Genomic DNA, 26,316 nt, shown 5'->3' with positions numbered 1-26,316 from the left:
GGCTCGGATCCCTAGACCTTCAGCTCTTGCGCCTGCTCAGGCAGATGGGTATATCGATCGACGGCCGGCAGGGCAGGAAAGAACTGTTGAATATTCTTGTGCGTGACGTTTTAGAAATCGATGTCTGCCTGATAGCAGGTAGGCGACCCGATCTCCTTTTGAGGACCCTGGGCAGCTTCAACAAGCAGCTTTTTCAGAACTTCAAAATCCAGAGATTTATCGCGAATATCGACCCGATATTTGGTGATGAAGCCGACCAAAAAAGTTGCGTCGATATAATCAATGATCTTTTTCCTAATGCGGAAATCTCAACGCCGGACAAGGCAGGTTTCACTGCGGCAGTGCGCAGGAATTGGTCGAAGATTAAAGCACCTCTGGCGTTGCACCTCGAAGATGATTGGGTTCTTCAGCACGCCATCGGACCGGCGGATCTGGCCGCGTTTCATCGAGATGATCGCTTGGCTCAGATTTGTTTCAACCATGCCGATAAGCGCTGGCCCATCGGGGAAAAAGGCCCATATGCGTATGGAAGAAAACGTTTAACCATTTTTGGAATGAAAACTCCCCTTAAATCGGCGCGGATGTCGATCTTCACCACGTCTCCCGGATTTCTCCGGGGACCATTCGCACGACGCTGCGCCGAGATCATGGACGATCGATTTGATCCGGAGAAACAGTTCTACAAAAGCGTCAATCCGGCGCTTGAACGCTATGTGGCAGATTTTCGCAGTTTGGTGCTCGGCGACGCTCCGAACTACCCGATATTAGACATTGGGCGAGATTGGCGTGGTGACCGGAACATAAACAAGCAATACGACAACTGGCAATCCGTTTGGACCGAGGCCCCATGAGGACGATCAAAGTATATGCCGCGTCCACTGGTGCCCAATTCGGTGACCAGCCAGAGAACTACGGTGACAACCTGATGTCTCCGCTGTTACGAGAACTGTTTAATATCGATCCCCAATTCGTAGAAATGGCCAGAGCCGATTTAATCGGCATCGGAAGCATATTGGACAGCTATCACAGGCGAAAGGGAGTTAACCCTCTCCGGCGTCGGCCTTGGCGTGCGTTGCATGCCTGGGGTTCCGGCTACATGAATAGCAAAGGCATGGCATATTGGCCACAAAGGTTGACCGTTCATGCGGTTCGCGGCCCTTTGAGCCTTGATAAGATTGGGCTTCTCAACATACCGATGGGGGACCCCGCTCTTCTTTTGCCTCTCATTTGGCCGAAACCCGCGAAGACAACGGCCGCAGTTTCAGTCATTCCGCATTTCATCACCCATGCCGACTTTGTTCGCAGCCACTCATCCTCTCTTCCCAAAAATTGGCGCATCATCGACCTGTTGGGTGATCCAAAAACGATAACTGAGCACATCGCGTCATCCGATGTCGTAGTATCGAGCAGCCTGCATGGACTGATCGTAGCGGACGCTTACGGCGTTCCATCCGTGTGGATGGAGGGTGATCGACGGATCAAGGGGGATGGCTTTAAGTTTCAAGATTACATTGGATTCAGGGGGCAGCCAATCGCCGGCCCCATCTCATACTCTGATATTCTTCATCGATTCCCCGAACCTACCGCCGCGGTAGTTCCATCTTCTGATACTCAGGACAAATTGTTGCAAGCCATGCCGTTTGCTTAGCATCGCGTGTCGGCAGCAAGTAATGCTATGATGGGTAAGGAGCAGTCGCCATGGCCTGCTCGTGGCAATACCTGCGAAAGGCCCCACAACGACCGGATGCAATCGCATGCTCGATTGAAGCCGCACATCAATACGCGTTGTCACAGAACGCTGCACTGAAACTTGCGGCAAGTACCTGTTGGTCCGTAGCCAAAGCGTAGTGTTGTTTGACAGACGCGCCGGACTCGACGTCCGCACGGCTCGCATGCGGCCCCCTCAGTTCACCTGTTTCGCCAGCGCCGCCAGTTGCGTCATCAGTTGGGCGGCTCCGGTCAACCGTTTCGCCGGTGTAGGAAGATCGCGTGACAGGAACAGGCTCTGGTCCGGGCGGATCTTCGCCAGCGATCCCTGCTTGGCGATGTAGCCGACCAGTGCTGCCGGATTCGGGAATTCCTTGTGGCGGAACTGGATGACGACGCCCTTCGGGCCGGCATCGAGCTTCTCGACGTTCGCAATGCGGCAGAGCGACTTGATGTAGACGATCTTCAGCAGGTGCTGGACCTCGAGCGGCAGCGGACCGAAGCGGTCGATCAGTTCGGCGCCGAAGGCGTCGATGTCGGCCAGTTCAGTGATCTCGCCGAGCCGGCGGTAAAGTCCGAGCCGCAGGTGCAGGTCCGGCACGTAGTCGTCCGGGATCATCACGGGCGTGCCGACGGAAATCTGCGGCGACCAGCCGGTATCGACGATCTCCTCGTCACCCTTGATCTCAGCCACGGCCTCTTCCAGCATCTGCTGGTACAGCTCGAAGCCGACCTCCTTGATATGACCGGACTGCTCCTCGCCGAGCAGGTTGCCGGCGCCGCGGATGTCGAGGTCGTGGCTGGCGAGCTGGAAGCCGGCGCCGAGCGTGTCGAGCGACTGCAGCACCTTCAGCCGCCGCTCGGCCGTGGCCGTCAGCTTCTTGTTCACCGGCAGGGTCAGGAGCGCGAAGGCGCGCACCTTGGAGCGACCGACGCGGCCGCGCAACTGGTAGAGCTGGGCAAGCCCGAACATGTCGGCGCGGTGCACGATCAGCGTGTTCGCCGTCGGCACGTCGAGCCCCGACTCGACGATCGTCGTCGACAGCAGCACGTCATAGCGTCCGTCGTAGAAGGCATTCATGATGTCTTCCAGCTCGGTCGCCGCCATCTGCCCGTGCGCCACCGCCACCTTCAGCTCCGGCACGTCCTGTTGTAAGAACTCCTGGATCTCCGCCAGGTCACTGAGGCGCGGGCAGACGTAGAAGCTCTGGCCGCCGCGATAGTGCTCGCGCATCAGGGTCTCGCGGATCACCAGCGGATCAAACGGCGAGATGAAGGTGCGCACCGCCATGCGGTCGACCGGCGGCGTGGTGATCAGCGACAGCTCGCGCACGCCGGTCATGGCAAGCTGCAACGTGCGCGGGATCGGCGTGGCCGACAGCGTCAGAACATGCACGTCGCTCTTCAGCTCCTTCAGCCGCTCCTTGTGCTTGACGCCGAAGTGCTGCTCCTCGTCGATGACCAGAAGGCCGAGATTAGCGAACTTGATTCCGCTTCCGAGCAGCGCGTGCGTGCCGACGACGATGTCGGTCTTGCCGTCGGCGACCTCCTTCTTGGTCAACGCCAGCTCCTTGGAGCCGACGAGGCGCGAGGCCTGCTGGATCCGGATCGGCAGGCCGCGGAAGCGGTCCGAAAAGGTCTTGAAGTGCTGACGAGCGAGCAGCGTGGTCGGTACGACAACCGCGACCTGAACGCCGTTCATCGCCGCGATGAAGGCAGCCCGCAACGCCACCTCGGTCTTGCCGAAGCCGACATCGCCGCAGACGAGCCGGTCCATCGGCCGCCCCGCGCCAAGGTCCTCGCGCACGGCGTCGATCGCATTGGCCTGATCCTCCGTCTCGTCATAGGGGAAACGGGCGGCGAATTCGTCATAGACGCCGTCCTGCGCGGTCAGCACCGGCGCATGGCGCACGAGGCGGGCGGCGGCGATCTGGATCAGGCCGTTCGCCATCTCCAGCAGGCGCTTTTTCAGCTTGGCCTTGCGCGCCTGCCAGGCGACGCCGCCGAGCTTGTCGAGAATCGCGTCGCTCCCCTCGCCGCCGTAGCGCGACAGCAGGTCGATGTTCTCCACCGGCAGGAACAACTTGGCGTCGTCGGCATAGACCAATTCGAGGCAGGCATGCGGCGCGCCGGCCGCCTCGATCGTGCGCAGTCCGACGAAACGGCCGATGCCGTGCTCGGCGTGGACAACGATGCTGCCCTCGTCCAGCCCCGCGACCTCGGCGATGAAATCGGCGCCGCGCTTGCGGCGGCGCGAGCGGCGGACCATGCGGTCGCCGAGAATGTCCTGCTCGCCAATGAAGACGAGATCGCCGGCCTCGAAGCCGTTTTCCAGGCTGAGCACGGCCGACCCCGCCTCGCCCGGCTTCAGCTTGCGCAGCGAAGCGAGATCGGACACGCCCACGACATTGCCGAGGCCATGCTCGGCAAGCACCTGCATCAGGCGGTCGAGCGAGCCCTCGCTCCAGCCGGTGATGAGCACCTTGCGGCCGAAAGACCGCAGATCGGCGATGTACTTCACCACCTGGTCGAAGACGTTCACCCGGTCGTTGCCGGCCTCTCCCTCCTTGACGGCCTTGGCCCAGCGCGCTCCGGTGCGGGCTTCGATCGGAAAGACCCGCCGCGCTTCGCCCTCATGTTCGTTGAACGGCGACAGCCGGATCGCATCGTGCTCGTTCAAAAGGGCGGAAAAGCGCTCGTCATCGAGATAGAGCTGCCCGGGCGGGACGGGCTTGTAGGGCGTAGCCTGCGCCAATTGCCCCTTGGCGGAGGCGGAATTCTGGCGCGCCTCGTAATAGTCGCGAACGAGCTTGGAGCGCTCGGCCGCCGCTTCCCGCGCGGTGTGGTCGGTGACGATGCGGAAGCCGGCAAGATAGTCGAAAGCCGTTTCCAGATGGTCGTAGAACAGCGGCAGCCAGTGTTCCATGCCGGCATAGCGCCGGCCCTCGGAAACCGCCTGGTAAAGCACGTCGTCGCGCGTCGCGGCGCCAAACAGGGTAAGATATTGCGTGCGGAAATGGCTGATCGTCTCCGGCGTCAGCGTCACCTCGCTCATAGGGTTGAGGTCGAGGCTTCTCGCCTGGCCCGTCGAACGCTGGCTGGCCGGATCGAAGGCACGGATGCTCTCCAGCGTGTCGCCGAAGAAATCGAGACGCAACGGTTCCTCGGTGCCGGGGACGAAGACGTCGAGAATGCCGCCACGCACGGCATACTCGCCGACCTCGCGCACGGTCGCGACCCGCTCGAACCCGTTCTGTTCGAGGCGGGCGGCCAGGTCGTCCATCCGCACCTGATTGCCGGGACGGGCGGAAAAGGCAAGGCTGCCGATGACCTTGCGCGGAGCCATCTTCTGCAACATCGCATTGACGGTGACGAGCACGATCGCCGGATGCGGTTTCCTGCTGTGGGCGATCAGCGCCGAGAGGGCAGAAAGCCGGCGCGCGGAGGTGTCGGCGCTCGGCGAAACGCGGTCATAGGGCAGGCAGTCCCAGCCGGGCAGCGTGAGCACGGGAATGTCGGGAGCGGCAAAGCCCAGCATCTGCTCCATGTCGCCGACGCGCTGTCCGTCGGACATGACATAGGCGACGGGACCGAGTTCCCGCGCCAGCTCGGCTAGGATGAGCGGCTCGGCGCCACTCGGCACCGCGCCGATGGTGGCGGACTGGCCGATCGCGGCAAGGGCAGCGGTGTCGAGGCCCGGGATCATCGCGGCTTCCCGAGGCTTTCTGCCGTCACTGGCGAGAAGTCCGGCGTGAACGCGCAGATGCGCGGAAACAGTCCGGTCCGAAACCGTTCCGGCACCGGCCGTTCACCCGTCACCCATTTCACCAGATCCGCATCGTCCTCGGCCATGATCGCTTCCAGCTCGTCGAGTTCGGCATCGGAAAGCGTGGTGATCTCGGCGTCGGCAAACGCGCCCAGCACCAGGTCCATCTCACGGATCCCGCGATGCCAGCACCGGAAGAGAATGCGCTTGCGGCGCGGTTCGATGTCTGCGCTGGAGCGTGTGCTGCCGGTCATGTCCGTTGTCTTTCCCGCATTCGGATCGCTGCGCCCGTCCAAAGGGATCAGCGCCATGGTGGCGACTGGAGCCGGCCGGCTAGCGGCGGCGACCATCGCGGTCTCTATAGACGCTCGAAACCGGATTGTCAGCTTGCCAAGCGGCGATTCTCCGGGGCATCTTGTTACCATGCGCCCCGCCCTGCTCGATCCCCTTTTCGCCTCCCTATCCTCCCTGCCCGGCATCGGGCCGAAGACCGGCGAATTGTTCGCAAAGCTGCTCGGCCAGGAAAGCATCGACGACTGCCGGGTCATCGATCTCGTCTTTCATACGCCGCACAGCCTGATCGACCGGCGCCATCAGCCGGGAATCGCCCATGCACCGCAAGGGGCGATCGTGACGATTTCCGGTCGCGTCGATCGTCACCAGCCGCCACCGCGCGGCAAGTCGAACGTGCCCTACCGAGTCTTCCTGCACGACGATACCGGGGAACTGGCGCTGACCTTCTTCCGCGCCAAGGGCGACTGGCTGGCGAAGGCGCTGCCGGTGGACGAGCAGGTGATCGTCAGCGGCAAGGTGGACTGGTTCAACGGCCGCGCCTCGATGGTCCACCCGGATTTCATGGTCAAGGCCAGCGAGGCGGAGGCGATGCCGATGGTCGAGCCGGTCTACGGGCTGACGGCCGGCCTGTCGCCCCGGACCCTGCGCAAGGTGGTCGAAGCGGCCGTGTCGCGCATTCCCGCCCTGCCGGAGTGGATCGATGGCGCCCTGCTTGCGCGCCAAGGCTTCGCGAGTGCGTCGGATGCGTTCATAGCCCTGCACCATCCACGCGACGCGGCGGATATCGACCTGCAGGCGCCCGCCCGCCGGCGCCTCGCCTATGACGAATTCCTCGCCGGCCAACTCTCGCTCGCACTCGTTAGGCAGACCCTGCGTCGCCTCGCCGGCCGGCCGGTGATCGCCACCGGTAATCTGAGCCGCCTGGTGCAGGCGGCACTCCCCTTCGCGCTCACCGGTAGCCAGTCTGCCGCGGTCGATGACATCTTGAAGGACATGGCAACCGACCAGCGCATGCTTCGCCTGCTCCAGGGCGACGTCGGTTCGGGAAAGACGGCGGTCGCCCTGATGGCGATGCTTGCAGCCGTCGAGGCGGGCGGACAGGCCGTGCTGATGGCGCCGACCGAAATCCTTGCCCGCCAGCATCATGCGACGCTGTCTCGCATGGCCGAGCCGGCAGGCATCACCATTGCCGTGTTGACAGGCCGGACGAAGGGCCGCGAACGCGACCAGATCCTGGAACGGATTGCTTCCGGCGAAACCAGCATCGTCATCGGCACGCATGCGCTCTTCCAGGACGATGTGACCTACCGCGACCTCGCCCTTGCCGTGGTCGACGAACAGCACCGCTTCGGCGTGCACCAGCGACTGCGGCTGACGGCCAAGGGGATTTCGCCGCACATGCTGGTGATGACGGCGACACCGATCCCGCGCACGCTCGTGCTGGCCGCCTTCGGCGACATGGATGTCTCCAAGCTCACCGAGAAGCCCGCCGGCCGCAAGCCGATCCAGACCGTCGTCATGCCGCAGGAACGAACAGGCGAGATCGTCGAACGCCTTCGCACCGCCATTGCCGAGGGCAAGAAGGCCTACTGGATCTGCCCGCTGGTCGAGGAGACCGAGGAATCAGACCTGATGTCGGTCGAGGAGCGCCATGAGACGCTCGCGCGTGTCTTCGGCGACATGGCCGGTCTCGTCCACGGCCGCATGACCGGGCCGCAGAAGGACGAGGCGATGCTCGCCTTCAAGAACGGCGCGACGCGCCTGCTCGTCGCCACCACGGTCGTCGAGGTCGGCGTCGACGTGCCGGACGCGACGATCATGGTGATCGAGCATGCCGAACGCTTCGGGCTGGCCCAGTTGCACCAGTTGCGCGGCCGCGTCGGGCGCGGCGACAGCGCTTCCACCTGCATCCTGCTCTACAAGGGGCCGCTCAGCGAAAACGGCCGGGCGCGGCTGGCCATCCTGCGCGAGACCGAGGACGGCTTCCGGATCGCCGAAGAAGACCTGAAGTTGCGTGGCGAGGGGGAATTGCTCGGCACGCGCCAGTCGGGCACGCCGGGATTTCTCCTTGCCAGCCTCGAAGCCCATGGCGATCTTTTGGAGATCGCCCGGAAAGACGCCGCCTACGCACTGGAAAAGGACCCGGACCTTACCTCCGAACGCGGCAACGCGCTGCGCACGCTGCTCTATCTCTACCGGCGCGACGAGGCGATCCGGTTCCTGCGCGCCGGCTGAGCCTCCTCACTTCTTGAATTTCTGCTTCAACTTGGCTGCAAGCGGCGTCGGTGGCGCGACAAGCCGGTCCGGCGGCGTGACGAGGCCGACCGAGATGATCAGCTTCGCCGCATCCTCGGCACTCATGTCGAGCGGCACGATCTTTTCGCGCGGCACGAAAACGAGGTAGCCGGCGGTCGGAAACGGCGTCGGCGGCAGGAAGCAGGCGACCATGTCGCGCCCCATCGCTTCGAACTTCGACTTCATCTCGCCCTTGGCGTCGGTGGCGATGAAGACGATCGACCACAGCCCGGCGCTCGGGTACTCGATCAACCCGGCCTTGTTGAAGGACGTCCCCTTCTCCTTCAGCACCGATTCGAAGATCTGCTTCAGGCTCTTGTAGACCGTGCGCACCAGCGGCGTGCCGTTGAGGATCGATTCGCCGAAGTTGACGATCGAGCGGCCGATGAGGTTCTTGCCGAGAAAGCCGACAAGCGTGATCACGACCAGCGCGATCAGCAGGCCAAAGCCGGGAATGGCGAACTGGAAATAGCTTTCAGGGTTGTAGCGGTTGGGGATGTAGGGCTTTACCCAGCTGTCCGCCCAGTCGATGAAAGCCCATGTCAGCCAAATCGTGATCGCAATCGGCGCGCAGATGACCAGCCCGGTCAGAAAGTTGTTGCGGAGCCGCGTGGCCACGGAAAGTCGGGGTACGATCTCGGTCATCGCGATCCAGCGCTGCTTTTCTCTCAGCCGTAGAAAGCCGGATGATAGGCAACCGTTCCGCCCGCGTAAACCGACGAAAACGCCAGGCGCATGAAATACTCCGGCGGGATTCCCGCGCATGTGAAGGCGGGATCGACCGAAAAGCCGAAGCGGCCGTAGTAGGCCGGATTGCCGGCGAGCACACAGCCCTTGGCGTCGAGCCCTCGCAGCCGTTTCAAACCTTCGATGACGAGCGCGCTGCCAATCCCTTGACCCTGGCAAGCCGGCAGCACGGAAATCGGGCCGAGTCCGTACCAGCCCTCCGCTTCGCCGACGATCGTCACCGGCGAAAACGCGACGTGGCCGACAACCTGGCCTTGATCTCCAGCCACCAGCGAAAGCGTCAAAGCGCCCGCTTCCCGCAACCGATCGATGATCGCGGGCTCCGAGCCATCGCTGTAGGGCATGTCGGCAAATGCGACTGCCGTCAACGCGCGGATCGCGTCGACGTCAGCCGCGGTTTCGTCACGGATGATCACTCGACCGTCACCGATTTCGCCAGGTTACGGGGTTGGTCGACGTCCGTGCCCATGAAGACGGCGGTGTGATAGGCGATCAGTTGGATCGGCAGGGAGAAGATCATCGGCGCGATGATCTCGTCCACCGAAGGCAGCACGATCGTCGCCATGGTTTCGAGCTTGGTCGCCGCCGCGCCGCGCTCGTCGGTGATGAAGATGATCCGCCCGCCCCGCGCCGCCACTTCCTGCATGTTGGACACGGTCTTCTCGAAGAAACGGTCGAACGGTGCGATGACGATCACCGGCATGTTCTCGTCGATCAGCGCGATCGGACCGTGCTTCAACTCACCGGCCGCGTAGCCCTCGGCATGGATGTAGGAGATTTCCTTGAGCTTCAACGCGCCTTCCATCGCCAGCGGATAGCTCGTGCCGCGCCCGAGATACAGCACGTCCCGGCATTTGGACAGTTCGCGCGCCAGAAGCTCGATTGCAGGCTGGATCGTGTTGAGCACGTTCGCCATCAGGCGCGGCGTCTCGGAAAGGCTGCGGACCAGGGCGGCTTCTTCCGCTTCGCTCAGTGTGCCCCGCGCGCGACCCGCCTGGATCGCCAATGACGCAAGGACCGCGAGCTGGCAGGTGAAGGCCTTGGTCGAGGCGACGCCGATTTCCGGCCCGGCGAGCGTCGGGAAAACGACATCCGCTTCCCGGGCGATAGTCGACTCCGGCGCGTTGACGATCGCCCCAATCTTCAGCCCGGCATCGCGGCAATAGCGCAACGACGCCAGCGTGTCGGCCGTCTCGCCCGACTGCGAGATGAACAGTGCCGCGGACTGCGGATTGAGCGGGATCTCCCGGTAGCGGAACTCGGAGGCGACATCGATCTCGACCGGCAGGCGGGCCAGGCGCTCGAACCAGTATTTTCCGACCAGACCTGCGAGATAGGCCGTTCCGCACGCCGACAGCGCAAGACCGGATAAAGATGCGAAATCAATCGACTCGGCTGGTTTCTTCACCTTTCCGTCGATGAAATCGATATAGTGGCTCAGCGTATGCGACACCACTTCCGACTGCTCATGGATCTCCTTTTCCATGAAATGGCGATGATTGCCCTTGTCGATCATATAGGCGCTAGCATTTGAGACCTGACGGCGGCGCTCGACCGGATTCCCGTCGAGATCGAAGATATGCGCGCCGTTCCGGCCAACCACCGCCCAGTCGCCGTCGACGAGGTAGGTGATCTCGGAGGTGAAGGGTGCTAGCGCGATCGCGTCCGAGCCGAGGAACATCTCGCCCTGGCCATGCCCGATCGCAAGCGGCGGGCCATTGCGGGCGACCATGATCGTCGACGGATCGTCCTCGAACATCACCGCCAGCGCATAGGCGCCCGTCAAGCGGCGAAGCATCGCCAGCATGGCGTCCCGCCGGCCATGACCCTCCCGGCGCAACCGCGCCAGCAACTGGGCGACCACCTCGGTGTCGGTCTGCGTCACGAACTGCGCGCCGGCCCCGATCAGTTCGTCCTTGATCTCGGAAAAATTCTCGATGATGCCGTTGTGCACGACGGCGATCCCGTCGGTGAAATGCGGGTGGGCATTGGCCTCGGTCGGCGCGCCGTGCGTGGCCCAGCGGGTATGCGCGATGCCGATCGTGCCGGCAAGCGGCTCGGCTGCAAGCCGCGCCTCGAGGTTGACGAGCTTGCCCTCGGCCCGCCTGCGCGCGAGCCGTCCATCCCTGATGGTGGCCACCCCGGCTGAATCGTAGCCGCGGTATTCAAGGCGCTTGAGCGCCTCGACAAGCCGCCCGGCAACGGGCTCGCTACCGACGATGCCGACAATACCGCACATGAAATCACTCCGTTCTGGACTCCGCGCCGATCCTTGGACGAGCAATGGATGGCCGGCGCTTTGATTCGGCGCACATTCCGCAACGAAAATCGATTCCGCCTTTTGGAGATATGCAGTGGAAACTGCCGCATTCAGGTAGCGATTTTTGCAGTAAGCGCAATGGGTTCGCGCTCACATTCGGTTTCAGTCGTTAACGCCGTTGGCCACCTACTCGGCGGCCTTCTTCTTGGCCGCCTTGATCGCCGCGTTGCGTTCGCGGATGACCTTGGCCCGCTCCGGCTTGTTTTCCTGCCGGGCACGGCCGAAGGCGACGGCGTCGTCGGGCACGTCCTGGGTGATCACGCTGCCCGAGGCGACATAGGCCCCGTCGCCAATGGTGACGGGTGCGACAAGGGCCGAATTCGACCCGATGAACGCGTGTGCCCCGATGCGGGTCTCGTGCTTGTTGATGCCGTCATAGTTGCAGGTGATCGTGCCCGCGCCGATGTTGCTGCCTGCGCCGATGAACGCGTCGCCGATGTAGGTCAGGTGATTCACCTTGGCACCGGCGCCGATCTCCGCCTTCTTCACCTCGCAGAAATTGCCAACCTTCGCCTCGGCGCCGAGATTGGCGCCCGGCCGCAACCGTACGAACGGGCCAACGGTCGCCCCTGCGCCGACATGGGCACCTTCCAGGTGCGAAAAGGCGTGGATCACGGCACCGCTCTCCACCGTCACACCCGGACCGAAAACGACGTTCGGCTCGATCGTGACATCGCGACCGATCCGGGTGTCGTGGGACAGGAACACGGTCTCCGGGGCGATCATGGAGACGCCGGATAGCATCATTTCCGTGCGCCTGCGCTGCTGCCAGAGCCGCTCGATGAAGGCGAGCTCGGCGCGGGTGTTGCAGCCGGTCAGTTCCTCCTCGGGCGCCTCGACGGCCGTCGCGCGCCCGCCGGAAGCGCGCGCGACCTCGACGATGTCGGTCAGATAATACTCGCCCTTGACGTTGGCGTTGCCGATCCTGTCGATCAGCGCCAGCGCCTTGCGGCCGTCGATCGCCATCAGGCCGCCGTTGCAATAGGTGATCGCCCGCTCTTCGACCGACGCGTCCTTCTCTTCGCGAATCGCTAGCAGTTCGCCATTATCGACGATCAGGCGGCCGTAGCCGAAGGGGTCGGCGGCATTGAAGCCCACGACGACGACGTCGCTGCCCGCCGCGAGCCCGGCCCGCGCCGCCTGAAGCGGAACCGGCGTCAGAAGCGGCGTGTCACCAAACACCACAAGCACGTCATCATAGCCCTTTTCGATCGCCGCGCGCGCGGCAAGGACCGCGTGCGCCGTCCCCAACCGTTCGTTCTGGATATAGGTCTCGGCACGGACGTGCGGATTTCGCGCGGCTGCTTCGACCTTCTCGGCGTCACGGCCAAGAACAAGGGCCACCTCGGTGATCCCTGCCCCGGCCAGCGCATCGACCACATGGGCAATCATGGCGCGGTTGCCGATCGGATGCAGCACCTTCGACAGGGACGATTTCATGCGGGTGCTTTCCCCCGCGGCCAGTATGACAGCCAGGCAACTGCGTGTCGTCTCGTCCTTGCGCATTGTGCTCCTCGTTTCACTCGTGTCGGATGCGGCCGGTTGGCATCGGCACCCATAAACAGACAAAGGACTTTTCGCTACTCGCTGTTTCGCAATCGGCTTTCCACCAGTAGCCCGCTCTCGTCGAGAATGGGATAGGCGACCGAAACCAGATGCGCGTTGATGCGTTTGAGGTCGCGCAGCATGTCCAGGTGTAGGGAACTGGTCTGCAGGCTCTCCAGACGACCATCGCGAAGACGGGCAAGGTGGCGCTCCGCCGACTCCTTCTCCAGGTGCCGCACCGCGACCTTCACCTCGACGAGCTGCCGAGCCAACCCGAAATCGCGCGTGACAAGGATCGTCTGGGCGATGCGCAGGTTGTCGATCGTCAGGTTGAACAGTCCGGTCAGCTCGGCATAACCATCGGCGGAGAAGCGCAGCCCGTTGACGATCTTCTTGCGCACCTGCTCCTGCAGCCCCTTCTCGATGATGTCGCCAACATGCTCAAGGTTGATCGCATAGTCGATGATGACGATCGACCGTGCCGCGTTCTCTTCGTTCAATCCCTGGCGACCGAGGCGAGACAGGTAGATTTTGATCGCCTGTTGCAACTCGTCGACCTGCTTTTCAAGCCGGCCGATCTTTTCGAGCTCGGCAGAATTGTTGTCCTCGAACGCCTTCATCGTGTGAATCAGCATCGTCTCGATCAGGTCGCCGACGCGCAGAACCTCCCGGGTAGCCCCCGACAACGCCACGACAGGGGTGGCAAACGCTGTTTCGTCAAGATGCTGCGGTCCCGTTTCCGCCATCGGGTCGTCGGGCACCAGGCGCTCCATCATGCGCGCCAGAATGGGCGAAAGCGGCCAGAAGATCAGGGCAACGACGATGTTGAAGGCAAGATGGGCGTCGACCGGCAATTTCGTCGCCGGCAACGGCAGATGGGCAAGCGCGTCGGCCGCCATCCCTGCGAACGGCAGGGCGATCAGGCAGCCGATCGCCCGCACAAGGAGGTTGCCGATCGTTACGCGCCGCGCTGGCGCCGGCAGCCGCAGTGTTGCGATCACGGGCGGAATCGCACCGCCGAGGTTGGCGCCGAGCACCAGAACAACGGTCAGGGCCGGCGAGAGGATGCCCATGGTCGTCAAGGACAGAATCAGCACGACGACCGCAAGGCTGGAGGAGGATACAAAGGCAAGCGCGGTCGAGAAGACCAGCGCCACGGGCCAGGCGCCATCGAGCAGGGCAAGAAACGCGGCCAGCGCGGGGGATGCGCGCATCGGTTCGGTCGCCAGGCTCAGAAGATGCAGCGACAGCAACATCAGGCCAACGCCCACCAGGGCGGCGCCCGCCCCTTGCCGAAACGTCGAGCGCGAGCGGTAAAGGACGAACCCGATCAGGATCACCAGTGGCGAGACCCACTCGATGCCGGTCGCGACGATCCAGGCTGTGACCGCCGTCCCGACATTTGCCCCCAACAGCACGATCTGCGCCATGCGTGAGCGGATGAGGTTCTTCTCGACGAAGGAAGCCGTCATCAGCGCGGTCGCGGTGGAGCTTTGCAGGGCGATTGTCGACAGGAAGCCCGCGACGAACGCGCGAAAGGGTCCGCCGGTACCAAGCGCCAACCCCTTGCGCAGGCGTCCGCCGAAGGCACGAGTCACGCCGTCCTTGACCTGCGCCAGACCAAACAGCAGCAGCGCCACCGCACCGAACAGGTTGATCGTCACTATGGTCGATTCCATGCGAATACCCTTCCTGCCGGGCGCCCTCCTCGCGACAACCCGGCAAACCACCGATGCGAACTTCGCAGAACGCGTGCGTTCTGCAATTCATCGATTATTTCAGACTATAATCTTTCGCCGACGAAGGAATTCGCCGAACACTGGCCTGTTTCCGCCAGGGCACGAAACCAACCGATGATTGCATGCCTGAAGCCGCGTCGGCAACATCATGGCCGCGACCGTTTCAGGCTTGCCCATTATACTTCTATTCCGCCGAACTTTCCGTTATGAGACGAATTCCGACGGCAAGCCGCCGAACCAGCTAGGAATGCGAAGTATGCTCGAAACTTTGAGAAAAGGCGCCCAAACCTGGGTTGCGAAAGCCCTGTTGCTCATTCTTGTCGCCTCATTCGGCGTATGGGGCATTTCGAGCTCGCTCGTGACCGGCACCTCGAGCGCCGTGGTGACGGTGGGAGACGTGAAGGTCTCTCCGACCGATTTCCGCCTGGCCTACGAACGCCAGATCGCAGCGCTGTCGCAGCGCTTCGGCACGCGCCTGACGAGCGAGCAAGCCCGCGCATTCGGGGTCGAGAACCAGGTGTTTGCCGAGCTGATCGCCGGCGCCGCACTGGACCAGCTCTCCCGCGACATGAGCCTTGGGCTCAGCGAGGACCGCCTGGCGCAACTGATCGCCGACGATCCCGCCTTCAAGGGACCGAACGGCAAGTTTGACCGCGTCGCCTTCTCCTCCATCCTTCGCAATGCGGGGCTGCGCGAAAACGACTACATCAGCAACCGCAGCCAGGTGGCCGTCCGCAGCCAGATCGTCGAAGCCGTTTCCGATGGCTACAAGGCTCCGGCAACCCTGACGAACGCGATCAAACAATACAGCAGCGAGACCCGCAGCCTGGACTATGTGCTGCTCTCCAACGCCAATATTGATCCGGTCAAGACGCCGGCCGACGACGTGATTTCGGCCTGGTTTGAAGCCAACAAGGACAAGTATCGCGCGCCGGAATACCGCAAGATCGTCTATGTTGCGCTGTCGCCGCAGGACATTGCCGATCCGTCGGCGATCGATGATGCGGCGGTGCGCGAAGACTACGAGAAGAACAAGGAGAAGTACCGTACCGCAGAGACGCGCACCATCGAGCAGCTGACCTTCGCCGATCGCAAGGCCGCCGACGAGGCCGCCGCGAAGCTGGCTTCCGGCACTACGTACGATGCGCTGGTCGCAGAGCAAGGCAAGATGGCGACCGACGTCCTGCTCGGCGATTTCAGCAAGGCGACAATGCCGGACCAGACGCTTGCAGAAGCCGCCTTTGCGATCGCTGCCGACGGCGGCACATCGCCGGTCGTCGATGGAATGTTCGGCCCCGTCATTTTGCGGGCGACGAACATCCGACCTGAAACGACCAAATCCTTTGACGAGGTCAAGGACGAACTGCGAAGCGAGTTGGCGCTGGCACAGGCGAGCCAGGATCTGATGGCGGTGCACGATCGCTTCGAGGAAGCCCAGGCGAACGGTGCGAAGCTGGAGGACGCCGCCAGCCAGACGAAGCTCAAGGCTGTGACCATTGAAGCCGTCGATAACACCGGCAAGGGCAAGGACGGAGAAGACATTCCCTTGCCCGAAGAAAGCGCCCTTCTGGCCGAAGCTTTCAGGACCGACGTCGGACTCGAGAGCCCACCGATCAACTATGGCCGCGATGGCTACCTCTGGTACGAGGTCCTCGATATCGTCCCCGCGCGCGACCGCACGCTGGACGAGGCACGCGAGAAGGTCGTGGCGGATTGGACCGCAGAACAGCAGCGCGAGGCGCTGGCGAAAAAGGCGGCCGAGATTGCCGAACGGGTCCGCAAGGGTGAAAAGCTCGCCGACATCGCAGCGGACATGGGCATAGCGGTCGAGGTGAAAGCCGGCCTGCGGCGCGGTACTGAAGACCTGGTGCTCAGCCCGGCAGCTGTCGCCGCCGCCTTTGCAGGCCCCAACGGCCATGTGGCGAATGCGCCGGGCACCGGCGGCGAAGGCCAGATCGTGCTGCAAGTCACCGACGTAAACAGCGAGGCCGCCGGCGATGCGCTTGCCGCCGCGGATCAGCAGATCGAGGCCGTCGCGCGCGCGAGCGGCGACGACATTCTCGACCAGATGGTCAGCGACCTCCAGTCGTCCTACGGCGTCTCGATCAACCGGGCGCTTGCTGAACGCAGCATGCAATAGAGAAGCAATTACACGGAAGCGGACATGTCTGACCTCAAACCATTCATCGCCAAGGTTGCCGCAGGACAGCCGCTCGATCGCGAGGAGGCGCGCGCTGCCTTCGAGATCATCATGTCCGGCTCGGCGACGCCGTCGCAGATCGGCGGCTTTCTCATGGCGCTCAGGGTTCGCGGCGAGACCGTGGACGAGATCTACGGCGCCGTGGGATCGATGCGCGCGCGAATGCTACCGGTTTCGGTGCCGGCTGATGCGGTCGATATCGTCGGAACCGGCGGCGACGGGGCCGGCACCTACAACATCTCGACGCTCGCCTCGATCATCGTTGCGGGCACCGGCGTTCCGGTGGCCAAGCACGGCAACCGCGCGCAAAGCTCGAAATCCGGCACCGCCGATGCCCTGTCCTGCCTGGGGGTCAAGCTCGACATCGGCCCGGAGGCGATTTCTCGCTGTGTCGCGGAAGCCGGCCTCGGTTTCATGTTTGCAACATTGCATCACCCGGCGATGAAACACGTCGGTCCGTCGCGCGTCGAACTGGGCACGCGCACGATCTTCAACCTGCTCGGGCCGCTCTCGAACCCCGGCGGCGTGAAGTTCCAACTGCTCGGCGTTTATGCCGCACAATGGCTGGTGCCGGTGGCCGAAGTGCTGCGCGACCTCGGCTCCGAGCGCGTCTGGGTCGTGTACGGTTCGGGCCTCGACGAGGTAACGACGACCGGGACGACGCAGGTCGCCGCGCTCGAGAACGGCAAGATCCGCACCTTCGAGCTGTCGCCCGCCGACTTTGGCCTTCCCCAGGTCACGCTGGACGACATTCGCGGCGGTGACGGGGCCTACAATGCCGAAGCCCTTCTTGCGGTCCTGGATGGTGCTGACACGCCCTATCGCGACATCTCGCTCGCCAACGCCGCCGCCGCGTTGATCGTCGCCGGCAAGGCCGGGACGATCGGCGAAGCCATGGATATTGCCCGACAGTCGCTGGAAAGCGGCAGCGCCCGCGCGGCGCTGACCCGGCTCATCGCGGTTTCCAACGCCGGCGAATAAGGATAGGTTTCGTTCATGACCGACATTCTCAGGAAGATCGAGGCTTACAAGCGCGAGGAGATCGAGGCGGCGAAGGCACGCGTGCCGCTCGCCGAGCTGCGCGCCAGGAGCCGGGATCAGGAGCCGCCGCGCGGCTTCCTTGCCAACCTTCTGACGAAACGCTCCGCCGGCACGTTCGGACTGATTGCCGAAATCAAGAAGGCCAGTCCTTCCAAAGGGCTGATCCGGCCGGATTTCGATCCGCCGGCCCTTGCCAGAGCCTATCAGGCCGGGGGAGCCGCCTGTCTCTCGGTCCTGACGGACGGGCCGAGTTTTCAAGGGGCACCCGAGTTCCTGACACAGGCTCGCACGGCGTGCGATCTGCCCGCCCTGCGCAAGGATTTCATGTTCGATACCTATCAGGTTCAGGAGGCACGCGCCTGGGGTGCCGACTGCATCCTGCTGATCCTGGCCTCGCTTTCCGATGACGAGGCCGAGCGACTGGAGGATCACGCTTTTTCGCTTGGAATGGACGTGCTCTTGGAAGTCCATGACGAGGCGGAACTGGAGCGCGCACTGAAGCTGAAATCGAAGCTCCTCGGCATCAACAACCGGAACCTTCGAACCTTCGACGTCGATCTGGCCGTTTCCGAACGGCTGGCGCGGATGGTGCCCGACGACCGGTTGCTCGTGGGCGAAAGCGGGATCTTCACCCACACCGATTGCCAGCGGCTCAAGGCCGCCGGGATTTCCACCTTCCTCGTCGGCGAAAGCCTGATGCGCCAGGACGACGTCACCGCCGCCACCCGCGCACTTCTCACCGGCGCCTCCAGCGTGATGGCGGCCGAATGACGACGCCTGCCAGCAGCGCATTGACCCACATCGGCGCCTCGGGCGAGGCCAACATGGTCGATGTCGGCGAGAAGGCCGAGACCGTCCGCGTTGCTGTCGCCGAGGGCACAATCCGGATGCGTCCCGAAACCCTGGCGCTGATCCGGGAAGGGGACGCCAAGAAGGGCGACGTGATCGGCACGGCCCGGCTCGCCGGCATCATGGCTGCGAAACAGACGTCAAACCTCATTCCGCTCTGTCATCCGTTGATGCTGACAAAGGTATCTGTGGAGATCGTCGAGGATCCCGCCCTGCCCGGCTTGCGCGTCGAGGCGACCGCCAAGTTGACCGGCCGCACCGGGGTGGAGATGGAGGCACTCACCGCCGTCAGCGTTGCCTGCCTGACGATCTACGACATGGCCAAGGCCGTCGATCGCGAAATGGAAATCGGCGGCATCCGTCTGGTGGCGAAATCGGGCGGGCGATCTGGCGACTACCTGCGTGGGGAGAACAGCTAACCATGGCGCTTTTGCCGGTCGAAGATGCGCTCGAACGCCTGTTGAACGCAGCAAGACCGCCGGAACGGACAGAAAACGTGCCGTTGCACGAAGCCTGCGGTCGGGTGCTGGCAAAAGATGTTCTCGCCCGCCTGACGCAACCCCCGTTCGACAATTCCGCCATGGACGGCTACGCGCTGCGCCACGCCGATATCCTTCAGGTCGGAACGCTGTTGCGGGTCATCGGCCGGTCCGCGGCGGGCCATGCCTTCACCGGCTCGGTCGGTCCGGGTGAAGCGGTCCGGATCTTCACCGGCGCACCGATGCCAGCCGGGGCCGACACTGTTCTCCTGCAGGAGGACGCCGAACAGTTGGACGACAACCGCATCCGGACCAGGTTCCTCCCGGCGCTTGGCCGCCACATCCGCCCGCGCGGCCAGGACTTCACCGAGGGCGAAGCCGTGCTGAGGCAGGGAGAACTGCTCGACGCGGGGAGGCTGACTGTCGCCGCGGCGATGAACCATCCCGTGCTCAGCGTCTTTGCGCGACCGAAGGTGGCGCTGCTTGCAACCGGTGACGAACTGGTTCCGCCGGGATCGACCCTCGGCGCAAGCCAGATCGTCGCGTCGAATGCTTACGGGGTCGCAGCGATCGCGCGCGAGGCCGGTGCCGAGGTGATCGACCTCGGCATCGCCGCGGACGAACCAAATGCCATTCTCGACGCCGTCGAGTGGGCGAAGGCGTGCGGCGCGGATGTGTTGGTGACGCTGGGCGGCGCGTCGGTGGGAGACCTCGATCTGGTCCAGCCGGTGTTGCTGTCGGCAGGGATGGAACTGGATTTCTGGAAGATCGCGATGCGCCCCGGGAAGCCCCTGATGGTCGGCCGACTCGGCGGCATGCAGATCCTCGGCCTTCCCGGCAATCCCGTCTCCAGCATGGTCTGCGCCTTACTCTTCCTGGAGCCGCTGATCCGGCGGCTGGCCCGACTTCCGCAGTCCGATCGCCGCACCTTCGCCACCGCCGGAGCGCGTCTCTCCGCCAACGACCAGCGCCAGGATTACGTGCGGGCAAGCGTGACACAGCGGGGAGACGGCGTGCTCGAAGCAACGCCGTTCGCCAAGCAGGATTCGTCGATGATGAAACTCTTCGCCGCGGCCGACTGCCTGATCGTGCGGCCACCGTTTGCGGAAGCTACAGAGATCGGCGACCCGTGCGAGATCCTGCTGCTGCGCCCGCCCGTCCGCGTTCTATAGTCGCACACTCTACCGCGGCGCTCGGTCCTTGCCGTAGAGGCGCTCGATCTCTTGCCTGGCTTTTTCGGCCAGCGGGTCGCCTGGATGTCGTTCGATGAACAGCTCCAGCGCTTCACGCGTGCCTTTTGCCTTGAGGCGGGCATATTCTGCCGCTATCGCCTCCCCCGCGTTCGGACCCTTTTGCATCACCGCCTCCGGCAACGGCTTGGCGTTTGTCAGATTTGCCGGCGCTGAACAGAGCGCAGCGACGACAGTCAATATGATGGTTGGCAACATGATGGCATTTTCCCGCCCCTCCGGCACCTGCGTCGATACACAACCTTTTGATTTTAACACGTTTCCTTAAAAATTGGACCGTTCCGAACCAGAAATTCGGCCAATTGATTCGCCTGCATATGGACAAGGACTTTTGTGAATGACCGGAATTGGAAAGAAGACCAAGACTATCTCCGCCACTGGCTCCGCCTTCATCGACTCGATCCTCAGCGAAACGGCCTGGAGCGGAAGCGTCACCTACGCCTTCCCGACCTCGAGTAGCCAATACAATTACTCCGGTTATTCCGAGCCGAACGAAGGTTTCCGTGCCGTGTCGGACGGCGTGAAGAAAGCGGCCCTGTTCGCGCTGGAAAAGTCCTATGGCTCCGCCGCCAACGACGGGTTTTCCGTTGAGGGGTTCACCAACCTCGGCGTTTCCCAGAGCAATTCGTCGAGCACCGCGACGCTTCGCTTCGCCGAGTCCACCTATTACAATCCCACGGCAAAGGCCTATTTCCCGGGGACCTATGCGGAAGCCGGCGACCTTTGGTTCGGCACGGACTATGCGGGGGATCCGACGTTGAACCTGCGCACTCCGAAGGCCGGCAACTACGCCTGGCACACGCTGATTCACGAAGTCGGGCATTCGCTCGGGCTGGAGCACGCTCACACGGGCGACGGCCTGGCAATGATGCCGACGGAATACGATACGGTCGAATACACGGTCATGACCTATCGGACATTCGTGGGTGCGGTGGGCGACGGCTATACGTACGGAGACTACGACGCGCCACAGACCTTCATGATGGCGGACATCTACGCGCTCCAGCACATGTATGGCGCCGACTACACGACGAACTCGGGCAACACCACCTACAAGTGGAACCCCGGCAACGGCCAGACCTATGTCAATGGTCAGGTCGCCATCTCCCCCGGGGCCAACCGGATCTTTGCAACCATCTGGGACGGCGGAGGCAACGACACCTACGACCTTTCCTCCTACAAGAACGCCCTGGAACTCGATCTGCGACCGGGCTCCTACTCGGTGTTCAGCAAGGTGCAGCTTGCCGATCTCGGCGGTGGCCCGAACGACGGCTATGCCCGCGGCAACATCTTCAACGCACTGCTGTACCGGGACGACACGCGCTCCCTGATCGAGAATGCCAAAGGCGGCTCGGGCAATGACGAGATCATCGGCAACGAGGCGGCAAACAGACTGTACGGAAACAACGGCAACGACAGGCTGTACGGCCAGGAAGGCTCCGACGCCCTCTATGGCGGCGCTGGTGCGGACAGACTCTATGGTGGAAGCGGCACGGACACGGCGAGCTATGCCACGGCGACGAAGGGTGTGACGGCCAGCCTCTCCAACCCGTCGCTCAACACCAACGATGCGAAGGGCGACATCTATTCTTCGATCGAGAACCTGTACGGCACGAATTACAACGACAAGCTGATCGGCAACGGCTACGCCAACCGGTTGTCGGGCGGTGCCGGCAACGACGTTCTGAATGGCGGCGCCGGTAACGACATCCTTGCCGGCGGGTCGGGTTATGACGATTTCATCTTCAGGAAGGGATACGGGAAAGACACCATTCTCGACTTCACCAACGGCCTGGATCAGATCGATCTGCGCAGCTATGGTTTCAAGAGCGCTTCATCGGTCATGAGCAAGGCCGACCAGGTGGGCGCGGACGTGCACATCACGTTCGCTGCGACAGACATCCTGCTTCTGAAGAACTTCGACATCGCCGACCTGAACAAGGGCGATTTCCTGCTGGCTTGAATCAGCCCGCGAAGGGAGGCCCCGATTGCAGGGCCTCCCTTCGCTACCGTTTCCTGCATCGGTGTCCCTGCGAGGCAGCGCGGAAAACCGCGCACAGTGGCTTGAAGCTCGGCATCGCCCGTGGGCGATGTTGTGATATATCAACCGAGTCGCCCGACGCGGGCGGCGAATTTGGTATTTCACGGACATCCAGCCGATGACGAGAGCAACCGGGTCACAGGCCCACCTCGCCTACCTGGCCCTCGAAGGCTTGATCGTGACGCTCAAGCTTGAGCCCGGCGCACCGGTCACTGAAAGACAGCTTATAGACCTTGCCGGCCATGGCCGCACCCCGGTGCGCGAGGCGATCCAGAAGCTGGCCTGGCAGCGAATGATCGAGGTCAAACCGCGCGTTGGCCTGCAGATCGCCAGCATCGGTGCGGACGATCACGTGCACGTTCTCGCCGCGCGTCAACGGCTTGAGCCGCTCGCCGCAGAACTCGTCGCGTCACATGCCTCCAAGGAAGACCGGGAGCGGCTGCTCGTTACGGCCGAGGCGATGGCTGACAGCGCGCTTCGATCGGACATGGCAGGCTTTCTTGCCGCCGACCAGACGTTCGACGAGACAATGGAAGCCGCATGCCCGAACAGGTTTCTCACCGCGGCCCTCGCGCCGCTGCAACCCCACGCCAGGCGTCTTTGGTTTGCAAAGGCCGATGATCGGCACATGAAACGGTCCGTCGATCTCCACCTGAAGGTGATTGGAGCAATCTGCGATGGCGACGCCGCAGCGGCGGCGGCCGACATGTCCAGGCTGATGGCCTATATCGGCGAGTTCTAGAGGCTAGCCGTCCGCGCCCAAGCTAGCCGCGTCTGGCAGCCATGCGCCGGGTCGTGACAAGAGGGACGATCGAATCAGTCGACGAAAGCGCGCTCGATGACGAACTCGCCCGGCTTGCTGTTGGCGCCCTCGGTCAGACCCGCCTGTTCGAGCAGGGCCTTGGTCTCCTTCAGCATCGCTGCGGAACCACAGATCATCGCGCGATCGACCGCGGGATCGAACGGGGGGACGCCGAGGTCGGCGAACATCTTGCCGCTACGGATGAGGTCGGTGATGCGCCCCTGGTAGGCGAACGGCTCCCGCGTCACGGTCGCGTAGTGGCGCAGCTTGCCGCCAACGATCTCGGACAGAAGCGCGTCCCTGGCGATCTCCTCGACCAGATCGAAACCGTATTTGAGTTCCGACACCTCACGGCAGGTGTGGGTGAGAATCACCTCGTCGAACTTTTCATACGTTTCCGGATCGCGGATCAGGCTTGCGAACGGCGCGATGCCGGTTCCGGTCGAAAACATATAGAGACGCTTGCCCGGAGTAAGCGCATCGAGCACCAGCGTACCGGTCGGCTTCTTGCGCATCAGCACCTGATCGCCCTGCTTGATTTGTTGCAGATGCGACGTCAGGGGGCCATCCGGCACCTTGATCGAAAAGAACTCGAGTTCCTCGTCCCAGGCGGGGCTTGCGATCGAATAGGCGCGATAGATCGGCTTGCCGTCCACCATCAGCCCGATCATGGCGAATTCACCGGAGCGGAAGCGGAAGCCGGCGGGGCGCGTCATGCGAAACCGAAACAACCGATCGGTATAGTGCTGCACGTTCGTCACCGTTTCGGCATAGACCCCGGCGGGAACGGTAGCTGCGAATTCTTCAGTCTTGGCTGGCGCGTTCATGCGTGGTGGTTTCCTGCATTCGATCGGACGTTTGTGCGTATGAGCAAATATTATATCGCGCGCGGCGAAGAAAGGCATTGCGTTCCAATGGAACCCGGCCATGCGCAATTTGCATGCGTTTCACTTCCGGTGTCGTGGCTGGGATATATAGTTTCCAAGGGAAACGGAAAAGGCCCGCTGCCGGGGGCAACCGGCGACGAGCCCGATTTGCGACAATATGTCGTCAGCCAATGCGGCGCCAACTATAGGATTTCGCCTCCATCGAAGGCTTGGCCGTCGGTTGGTAATGGTTGGCAATTCCCGGCAGGCGATTTTCCGCAAGCCGCTTCAATGCCGTGGCGTTGGAGACCGCGAAGCTGTCGATGCCGCAACGGAGCATCAGCGGGATCTGGTCGATCAGGATGTCGCCTACCGCCCTCACCTCGCCCGTAAAGCCGAGGCGCGAGCGCAGCAGTGACGCATGGCTGAATGCGCGCCCGTCGTTGAAGGCGGGGAACGCCACGGCAACCAGCGCAACGCGGTCCAGATGTCCGGCGAGCCGGCGCACGTCGTCCGCCGGCTTGATCAGCACGCCGAACCCGCCCTCCTTGCCTTCCTTTGCCCGCGCCAGAAAGTCTTCAAGGCCGATGATCGCCTTCTCGTTCGAGCCAACCTTGGTCTCTTCGGTCTCGATCACCCATGGATCGTCGCCGACGAATCCGGTTTCTTTCCAGATTTTTGTCATGTCACGCGCCCCCGTCATGCCGCTTCTGCCGCAGTGCCGTAGAGTGCAGCCTTGAACGGCTGCGGCCCGACACGGCGATAGGCGGCAAGGAAGGTTTCGGACGCGTCAAGGCGCAAGCCGAGATAGGTGTCGACGATGACCTCGACGGCATCCGTCACCTTCTCCGGCTCGAAGCCGCGGCCGATGATCTCGCCGATCGACGTGTTTTCGTCGCCCGAACCGCCCAACGTGATCTGATAGAGTTCCTCGCCCTTCTTCTCCACGCCGAGCAGGCCGATATGGCCGACATGGTGGTGGCCGCAGGCGTTGATGCAGCCTGAGATCTTGATCTTCAGTTCGCCGATCTCGGCCTGGCGCTCCGGCGAGGCGAAGCGTTCGGAAATCTCCTGCGCGACAGGAATCGAGCGGGCGTTGGCAAGGGCGCAGTAATCGAGCCCAGGGCACGCGATGATGTCGGTGATCAATCCGGCGTTCGCCGTGGCAAGCCCGGCGGCCACGAGCGCGCGATAGACCGGCTCGAGGTCGGCGAGCGCCACATGCGGCAGGATCAGGTTCTGCTCGTGGCTTACGCGGATCTCGTCGAAGGCATAGTCCTCGGCAATGTCGGCAACCGCCTCCATCTGTGCGTCCGTCGCGTCGCCGGGAATGCCGCCGATGGGCTTGAGCGAGATCGTCACCATGCCGTAGTCGGGGTGCTTGTGCGGCTGGACGTTCTGTTGGACCCAGCGGGCGAACTCCGGATCGGCCTTCTTCCACCGCGCCAGGCCGGCCCAGCCCTCGGCACGCGGTGCGAGTGCGGGCGGGGCGAAATAGGCGGCGATCGCCCGGATGTCGGCTTCGGGGAGCTTCAACTCGCTGTGTTTCAGTTCGGCGAACTCGGCCTCGACCTGACGCGTCAATTCCTCCACGCCCGTCTCGTGCACGAGGATCTTGATGCGGGCCTTGTACTTGTTGTCGCGGCGGCCGTAGAGGTTGTACACGCGCATGATCGCGGTGATGTAGGACAGCAGGTCCGCCTCCGGGAGGAAGTCGCGGATCTTCTTGGCGACCAACGGCGTGCGGCCCTGCCCGCCGCCGACATAGACGGCAAAACCGATCTCACCCTGGTCGTTCTTCTTCAGGTGCAGGCCGATATCGTGCACCTGGATCGCCGCGCGGTCGCGCTCGGCGCCGGTGACGGCGATCTTGAACTTGCGCGGCAGGAAGGAAAACTCCGGGTGGACCGAGGACCACTGGCGCAGGATCTCGGCATAGGGCCGCGGATCGGCCACTTCGTCGGCGGCCGCCCCGGCGAAATGGTCGGCGGTGACATTGCGGATGCAGTTGCCCGAGGTCTGGATCGCGTGCATCTCGACAGTGGCAAGATCCGCCAACGCATCGGGCATGTCGGCAAGCCTCGGCCAGTTGAACTGGATGTTCTGGCGCGTGGTGAAATGGCCGTAACCGCGATCGTACTTGCGCGCGATATGGGCGAGCATCCGCATCTGGCGGCTGTTCAGCGTGCCATAGGGGATCGCGACGCGCAGCATGTAGGCGTGGAGCTGCAGATAGACGCCGTTCATCAGCCGCAGCGGCTTGAACGCGTCTTCGGCAAGCTCTCCGGACAGGCGGCGCGCCACCTGGTCGCGGAACTGGGCGACACGGCCGGCAACAAAAGCGTGGTCGAATTCATCGTAACGATACATGTCTG

At 63.2% G+C, this 26,316-nt stretch carries 21 protein-coding genes; 10 read left to right on the top strand and 11 right to left on the bottom strand.

The features are described 5' to 3' along the window. Nucleotides 1-86: 86 nt before the first annotated feature. Both JNC62_RS09890 and JNC62_RS09885 read left to right on the top strand, forming a co-directional pair. A complete protein-coding gene (locus JNC62_RS09890; protein ID WP_374838273.1) occupies nucleotides 87-851 on the top strand; it encodes a hypothetical protein in 765 nt (254 codons plus the stop codon). After that, complete coding sequence (locus JNC62_RS09885; RefSeq protein WP_374838271.1) at nucleotides 848-1,648, top strand: polysaccharide pyruvyl transferase family protein; 801 nt, start codon at nucleotides 848-850, stop codon at nucleotides 1,646-1,648. Before JNC62_RS09890 ends, JNC62_RS09885 begins: the two co-directional genes overlap by 4 nt. A gap of 255 nt (nucleotides 1,649-1,903) precedes the next feature. Here JNC62_RS09885 and mfd read toward each other — a convergent pair whose 3' ends face one another. Then, a complete protein-coding gene (mfd, locus tag JNC62_RS09880; protein WP_374838269.1) occupies nucleotides 1,904-5,413 on the bottom strand; it encodes a transcription-repair coupling factor in 3,510 nt (1,169 codons plus the stop codon). Next, a complete protein-coding gene (locus tag JNC62_RS09875) occupies nucleotides 5,410-5,727 on the bottom strand; it encodes an FAD assembly factor SdhE (RefSeq protein ID WP_374838268.1) in 318 nt (105 codons plus the stop codon). The genes mfd and JNC62_RS09875 overlap by 4 nt, the downstream gene beginning before the upstream one ends. 169 nt (nucleotides 5,728-5,896) lie before the next feature. On the opposite strand from JNC62_RS09875, the gene recG reads away from it, so the two are divergent. Further along, nucleotides 5,897-8,002 (top strand): ATP-dependent DNA helicase RecG, encoded by a 2,106-nt coding sequence (gene recG / locus JNC62_RS09870; RefSeq protein WP_374838266.1) that lies wholly within the window; start codon nucleotides 5,897-5,899, stop codon nucleotides 8,000-8,002. Between the two features lie 6 nt (nucleotides 8,003-8,008). On the opposite strand, the gene JNC62_RS09865 is transcribed toward recG, so the two are convergent. The 5 genes from JNC62_RS09865 to JNC62_RS09845 all read right to left on the bottom strand — a co-directional run bounded on the left by JNC62_RS09865 (nucleotide 8,009) and on the right by JNC62_RS09845 (nucleotide 14,353). After that, complete coding sequence (locus tag JNC62_RS09865) at nucleotides 8,009-8,707, bottom strand: DUF502 domain-containing protein (RefSeq protein ID WP_374838264.1); 699 nt, start codon at nucleotides 8,705-8,707, stop codon at nucleotides 8,009-8,011. Nucleotides 8,708-8,730: 23 nt separating this feature from the next. Further along, nucleotides 8,731-9,225 carry a GNAT family N-acetyltransferase gene (locus JNC62_RS09860; RefSeq protein ID WP_374838262.1) on the bottom strand — a complete coding sequence of 165 codons (495 nt, stop codon included), beginning with the start codon at nucleotides 9,223-9,225 and terminating at the stop codon, nucleotides 8,731-8,733. After that, nucleotides 9,222-11,048, bottom strand: coding sequence for a glutamine--fructose-6-phosphate transaminase (isomerizing) (gene glmS, locus JNC62_RS09855; RefSeq protein WP_374838260.1), 1,827 nt, complete (start codon nucleotides 11,046-11,048; stop codon nucleotides 9,222-9,224). The genes JNC62_RS09860 and glmS overlap by 4 nt, the downstream gene beginning before the upstream one ends. A gap of 207 nt (nucleotides 11,049-11,255) precedes the next feature. Then, the gene (glmU, locus tag JNC62_RS09850; RefSeq protein WP_374838258.1) at nucleotides 11,256-12,635 is read right to left on the bottom strand and encodes a bifunctional UDP-N-acetylglucosamine diphosphorylase/glucosamine-1-phosphate N-acetyltransferase GlmU; all 1,380 of its coding nucleotides are present in this window, start codon (nucleotides 12,633-12,635) and stop codon (nucleotides 11,256-11,258) included. Between the two features lie 74 nt (nucleotides 12,636-12,709). Further along, entirely contained in the window at nucleotides 12,710-14,353 is a 1,644-nt protein-coding gene (locus tag JNC62_RS09845; RefSeq protein WP_374838256.1) for a Na/Pi cotransporter family protein, read from the bottom strand. Between the two features lie 316 nt (nucleotides 14,354-14,669). Here JNC62_RS09845 and JNC62_RS09840 point away from each other — a divergent pair, with 316 nt between their 5' ends. From JNC62_RS09840 to JNC62_RS09820, 5 genes are read left to right on the top strand one after another with little or no spacing between them, the layout of a single operon-like run. Beyond that, complete coding sequence (locus JNC62_RS09840; RefSeq protein ID WP_374838255.1) at nucleotides 14,670-16,553, top strand: SurA N-terminal domain-containing protein; 1,884 nt, start codon at nucleotides 14,670-14,672, stop codon at nucleotides 16,551-16,553. A gap of 24 nt (nucleotides 16,554-16,577) precedes the next feature. Continuing rightward, nucleotides 16,578-17,594 carry an anthranilate phosphoribosyltransferase gene (gene trpD, locus JNC62_RS09835; protein ID WP_374838253.1) on the top strand — a complete coding sequence of 339 codons (1,017 nt, stop codon included), beginning with the start codon at nucleotides 16,578-16,580 and terminating at the stop codon, nucleotides 17,592-17,594. Nucleotides 17,595-17,609: 15 nt separating this feature from the next. Next, nucleotides 17,610-18,425 (top strand): indole-3-glycerol phosphate synthase TrpC, encoded by an 816-nt coding sequence (gene trpC / locus JNC62_RS09830; RefSeq protein WP_374838251.1) that lies wholly within the window; start codon nucleotides 17,610-17,612, stop codon nucleotides 18,423-18,425. Further along, nucleotides 18,422-18,922 carry a cyclic pyranopterin monophosphate synthase MoaC gene (gene moaC / locus JNC62_RS09825; RefSeq protein WP_374838249.1) on the top strand — a complete coding sequence of 167 codons (501 nt, stop codon included), beginning with the start codon at nucleotides 18,422-18,424 and terminating at the stop codon, nucleotides 18,920-18,922. The genes trpC and moaC overlap by 4 nt, the downstream gene beginning before the upstream one ends. A 2-nt stretch (nucleotides 18,923-18,924) precedes the next feature. Then, entirely contained in the window at nucleotides 18,925-20,154 is a 1,230-nt protein-coding gene (locus JNC62_RS09820) for a molybdopterin molybdotransferase MoeA (protein WP_374838247.1), read from the top strand. A gap of 9 nt (nucleotides 20,155-20,163) precedes the next feature. On the opposite strand, the gene JNC62_RS09815 is transcribed toward JNC62_RS09820, so the two are convergent. Beyond that, nucleotides 20,164-20,430, bottom strand: a complete 267-nt coding sequence (locus JNC62_RS09815) for a hypothetical protein (RefSeq protein WP_374838245.1) — start codon at nucleotides 20,428-20,430, stop codon at nucleotides 20,164-20,166. Between the two features lie 139 nt (nucleotides 20,431-20,569). Between JNC62_RS09815 and JNC62_RS09810 the strand changes: the two genes are divergently transcribed. Further along, entirely contained in the window at nucleotides 20,570-22,195 is a 1,626-nt protein-coding gene (locus JNC62_RS09810; protein ID WP_374838243.1) for a M10 family metallopeptidase, read from the top strand. 196 nt (nucleotides 22,196-22,391) lie between these two features. Next, nucleotides 22,392-23,015 (top strand): GntR family transcriptional regulator, encoded by a 624-nt coding sequence (locus JNC62_RS09805; protein WP_374838241.1) that lies wholly within the window; start codon nucleotides 22,392-22,394, stop codon nucleotides 23,013-23,015. Nucleotides 23,016-23,089: 74 nt separating this feature from the next. Here the strand turns inward: JNC62_RS09805 and JNC62_RS09800 are convergent, their stop codons facing one another. The 3 genes from JNC62_RS09800 to JNC62_RS09790 form a co-directional block, all read right to left on the bottom strand. Then, nucleotides 23,090-23,902 carry a ferredoxin--NADP reductase gene (locus JNC62_RS09800; RefSeq protein WP_374838239.1) on the bottom strand — a complete coding sequence of 271 codons (813 nt, stop codon included), beginning with the start codon at nucleotides 23,900-23,902 and terminating at the stop codon, nucleotides 23,090-23,092. Nucleotides 23,903-24,125: 223 nt separating this feature from the next. Beyond that, nucleotides 24,126-24,626 carry a DUF934 domain-containing protein gene (locus JNC62_RS09795; protein ID WP_374838237.1) on the bottom strand — a complete coding sequence of 167 codons (501 nt, stop codon included), beginning with the start codon at nucleotides 24,624-24,626 and terminating at the stop codon, nucleotides 24,126-24,128. Between the two features lie 14 nt (nucleotides 24,627-24,640). Then, on the bottom strand, nucleotides 24,641-26,311 hold the full coding sequence (locus tag JNC62_RS09790; protein ID WP_374838236.1) for a nitrite/sulfite reductase: 1,671 nt from the start codon (nucleotides 26,309-26,311) through the stop codon (nucleotides 24,641-24,643). Nucleotides 26,312-26,316: the final 5 nt, after the last annotated feature.

Origin of the sequence: Mycoplana ramosa, from assembly GCF_041930185.1 — a bacterium.
GTDB classification, from domain to species: Bacteria; Pseudomonadota; Alphaproteobacteria; order Rhizobiales; family Rhizobiaceae; genus Mycoplana; species Mycoplana ramosa.
The sequence above is the reverse complement of the archived record's forward strand: the minus strand, read 5'-3'. Positions and strand labels throughout refer to the sequence as shown.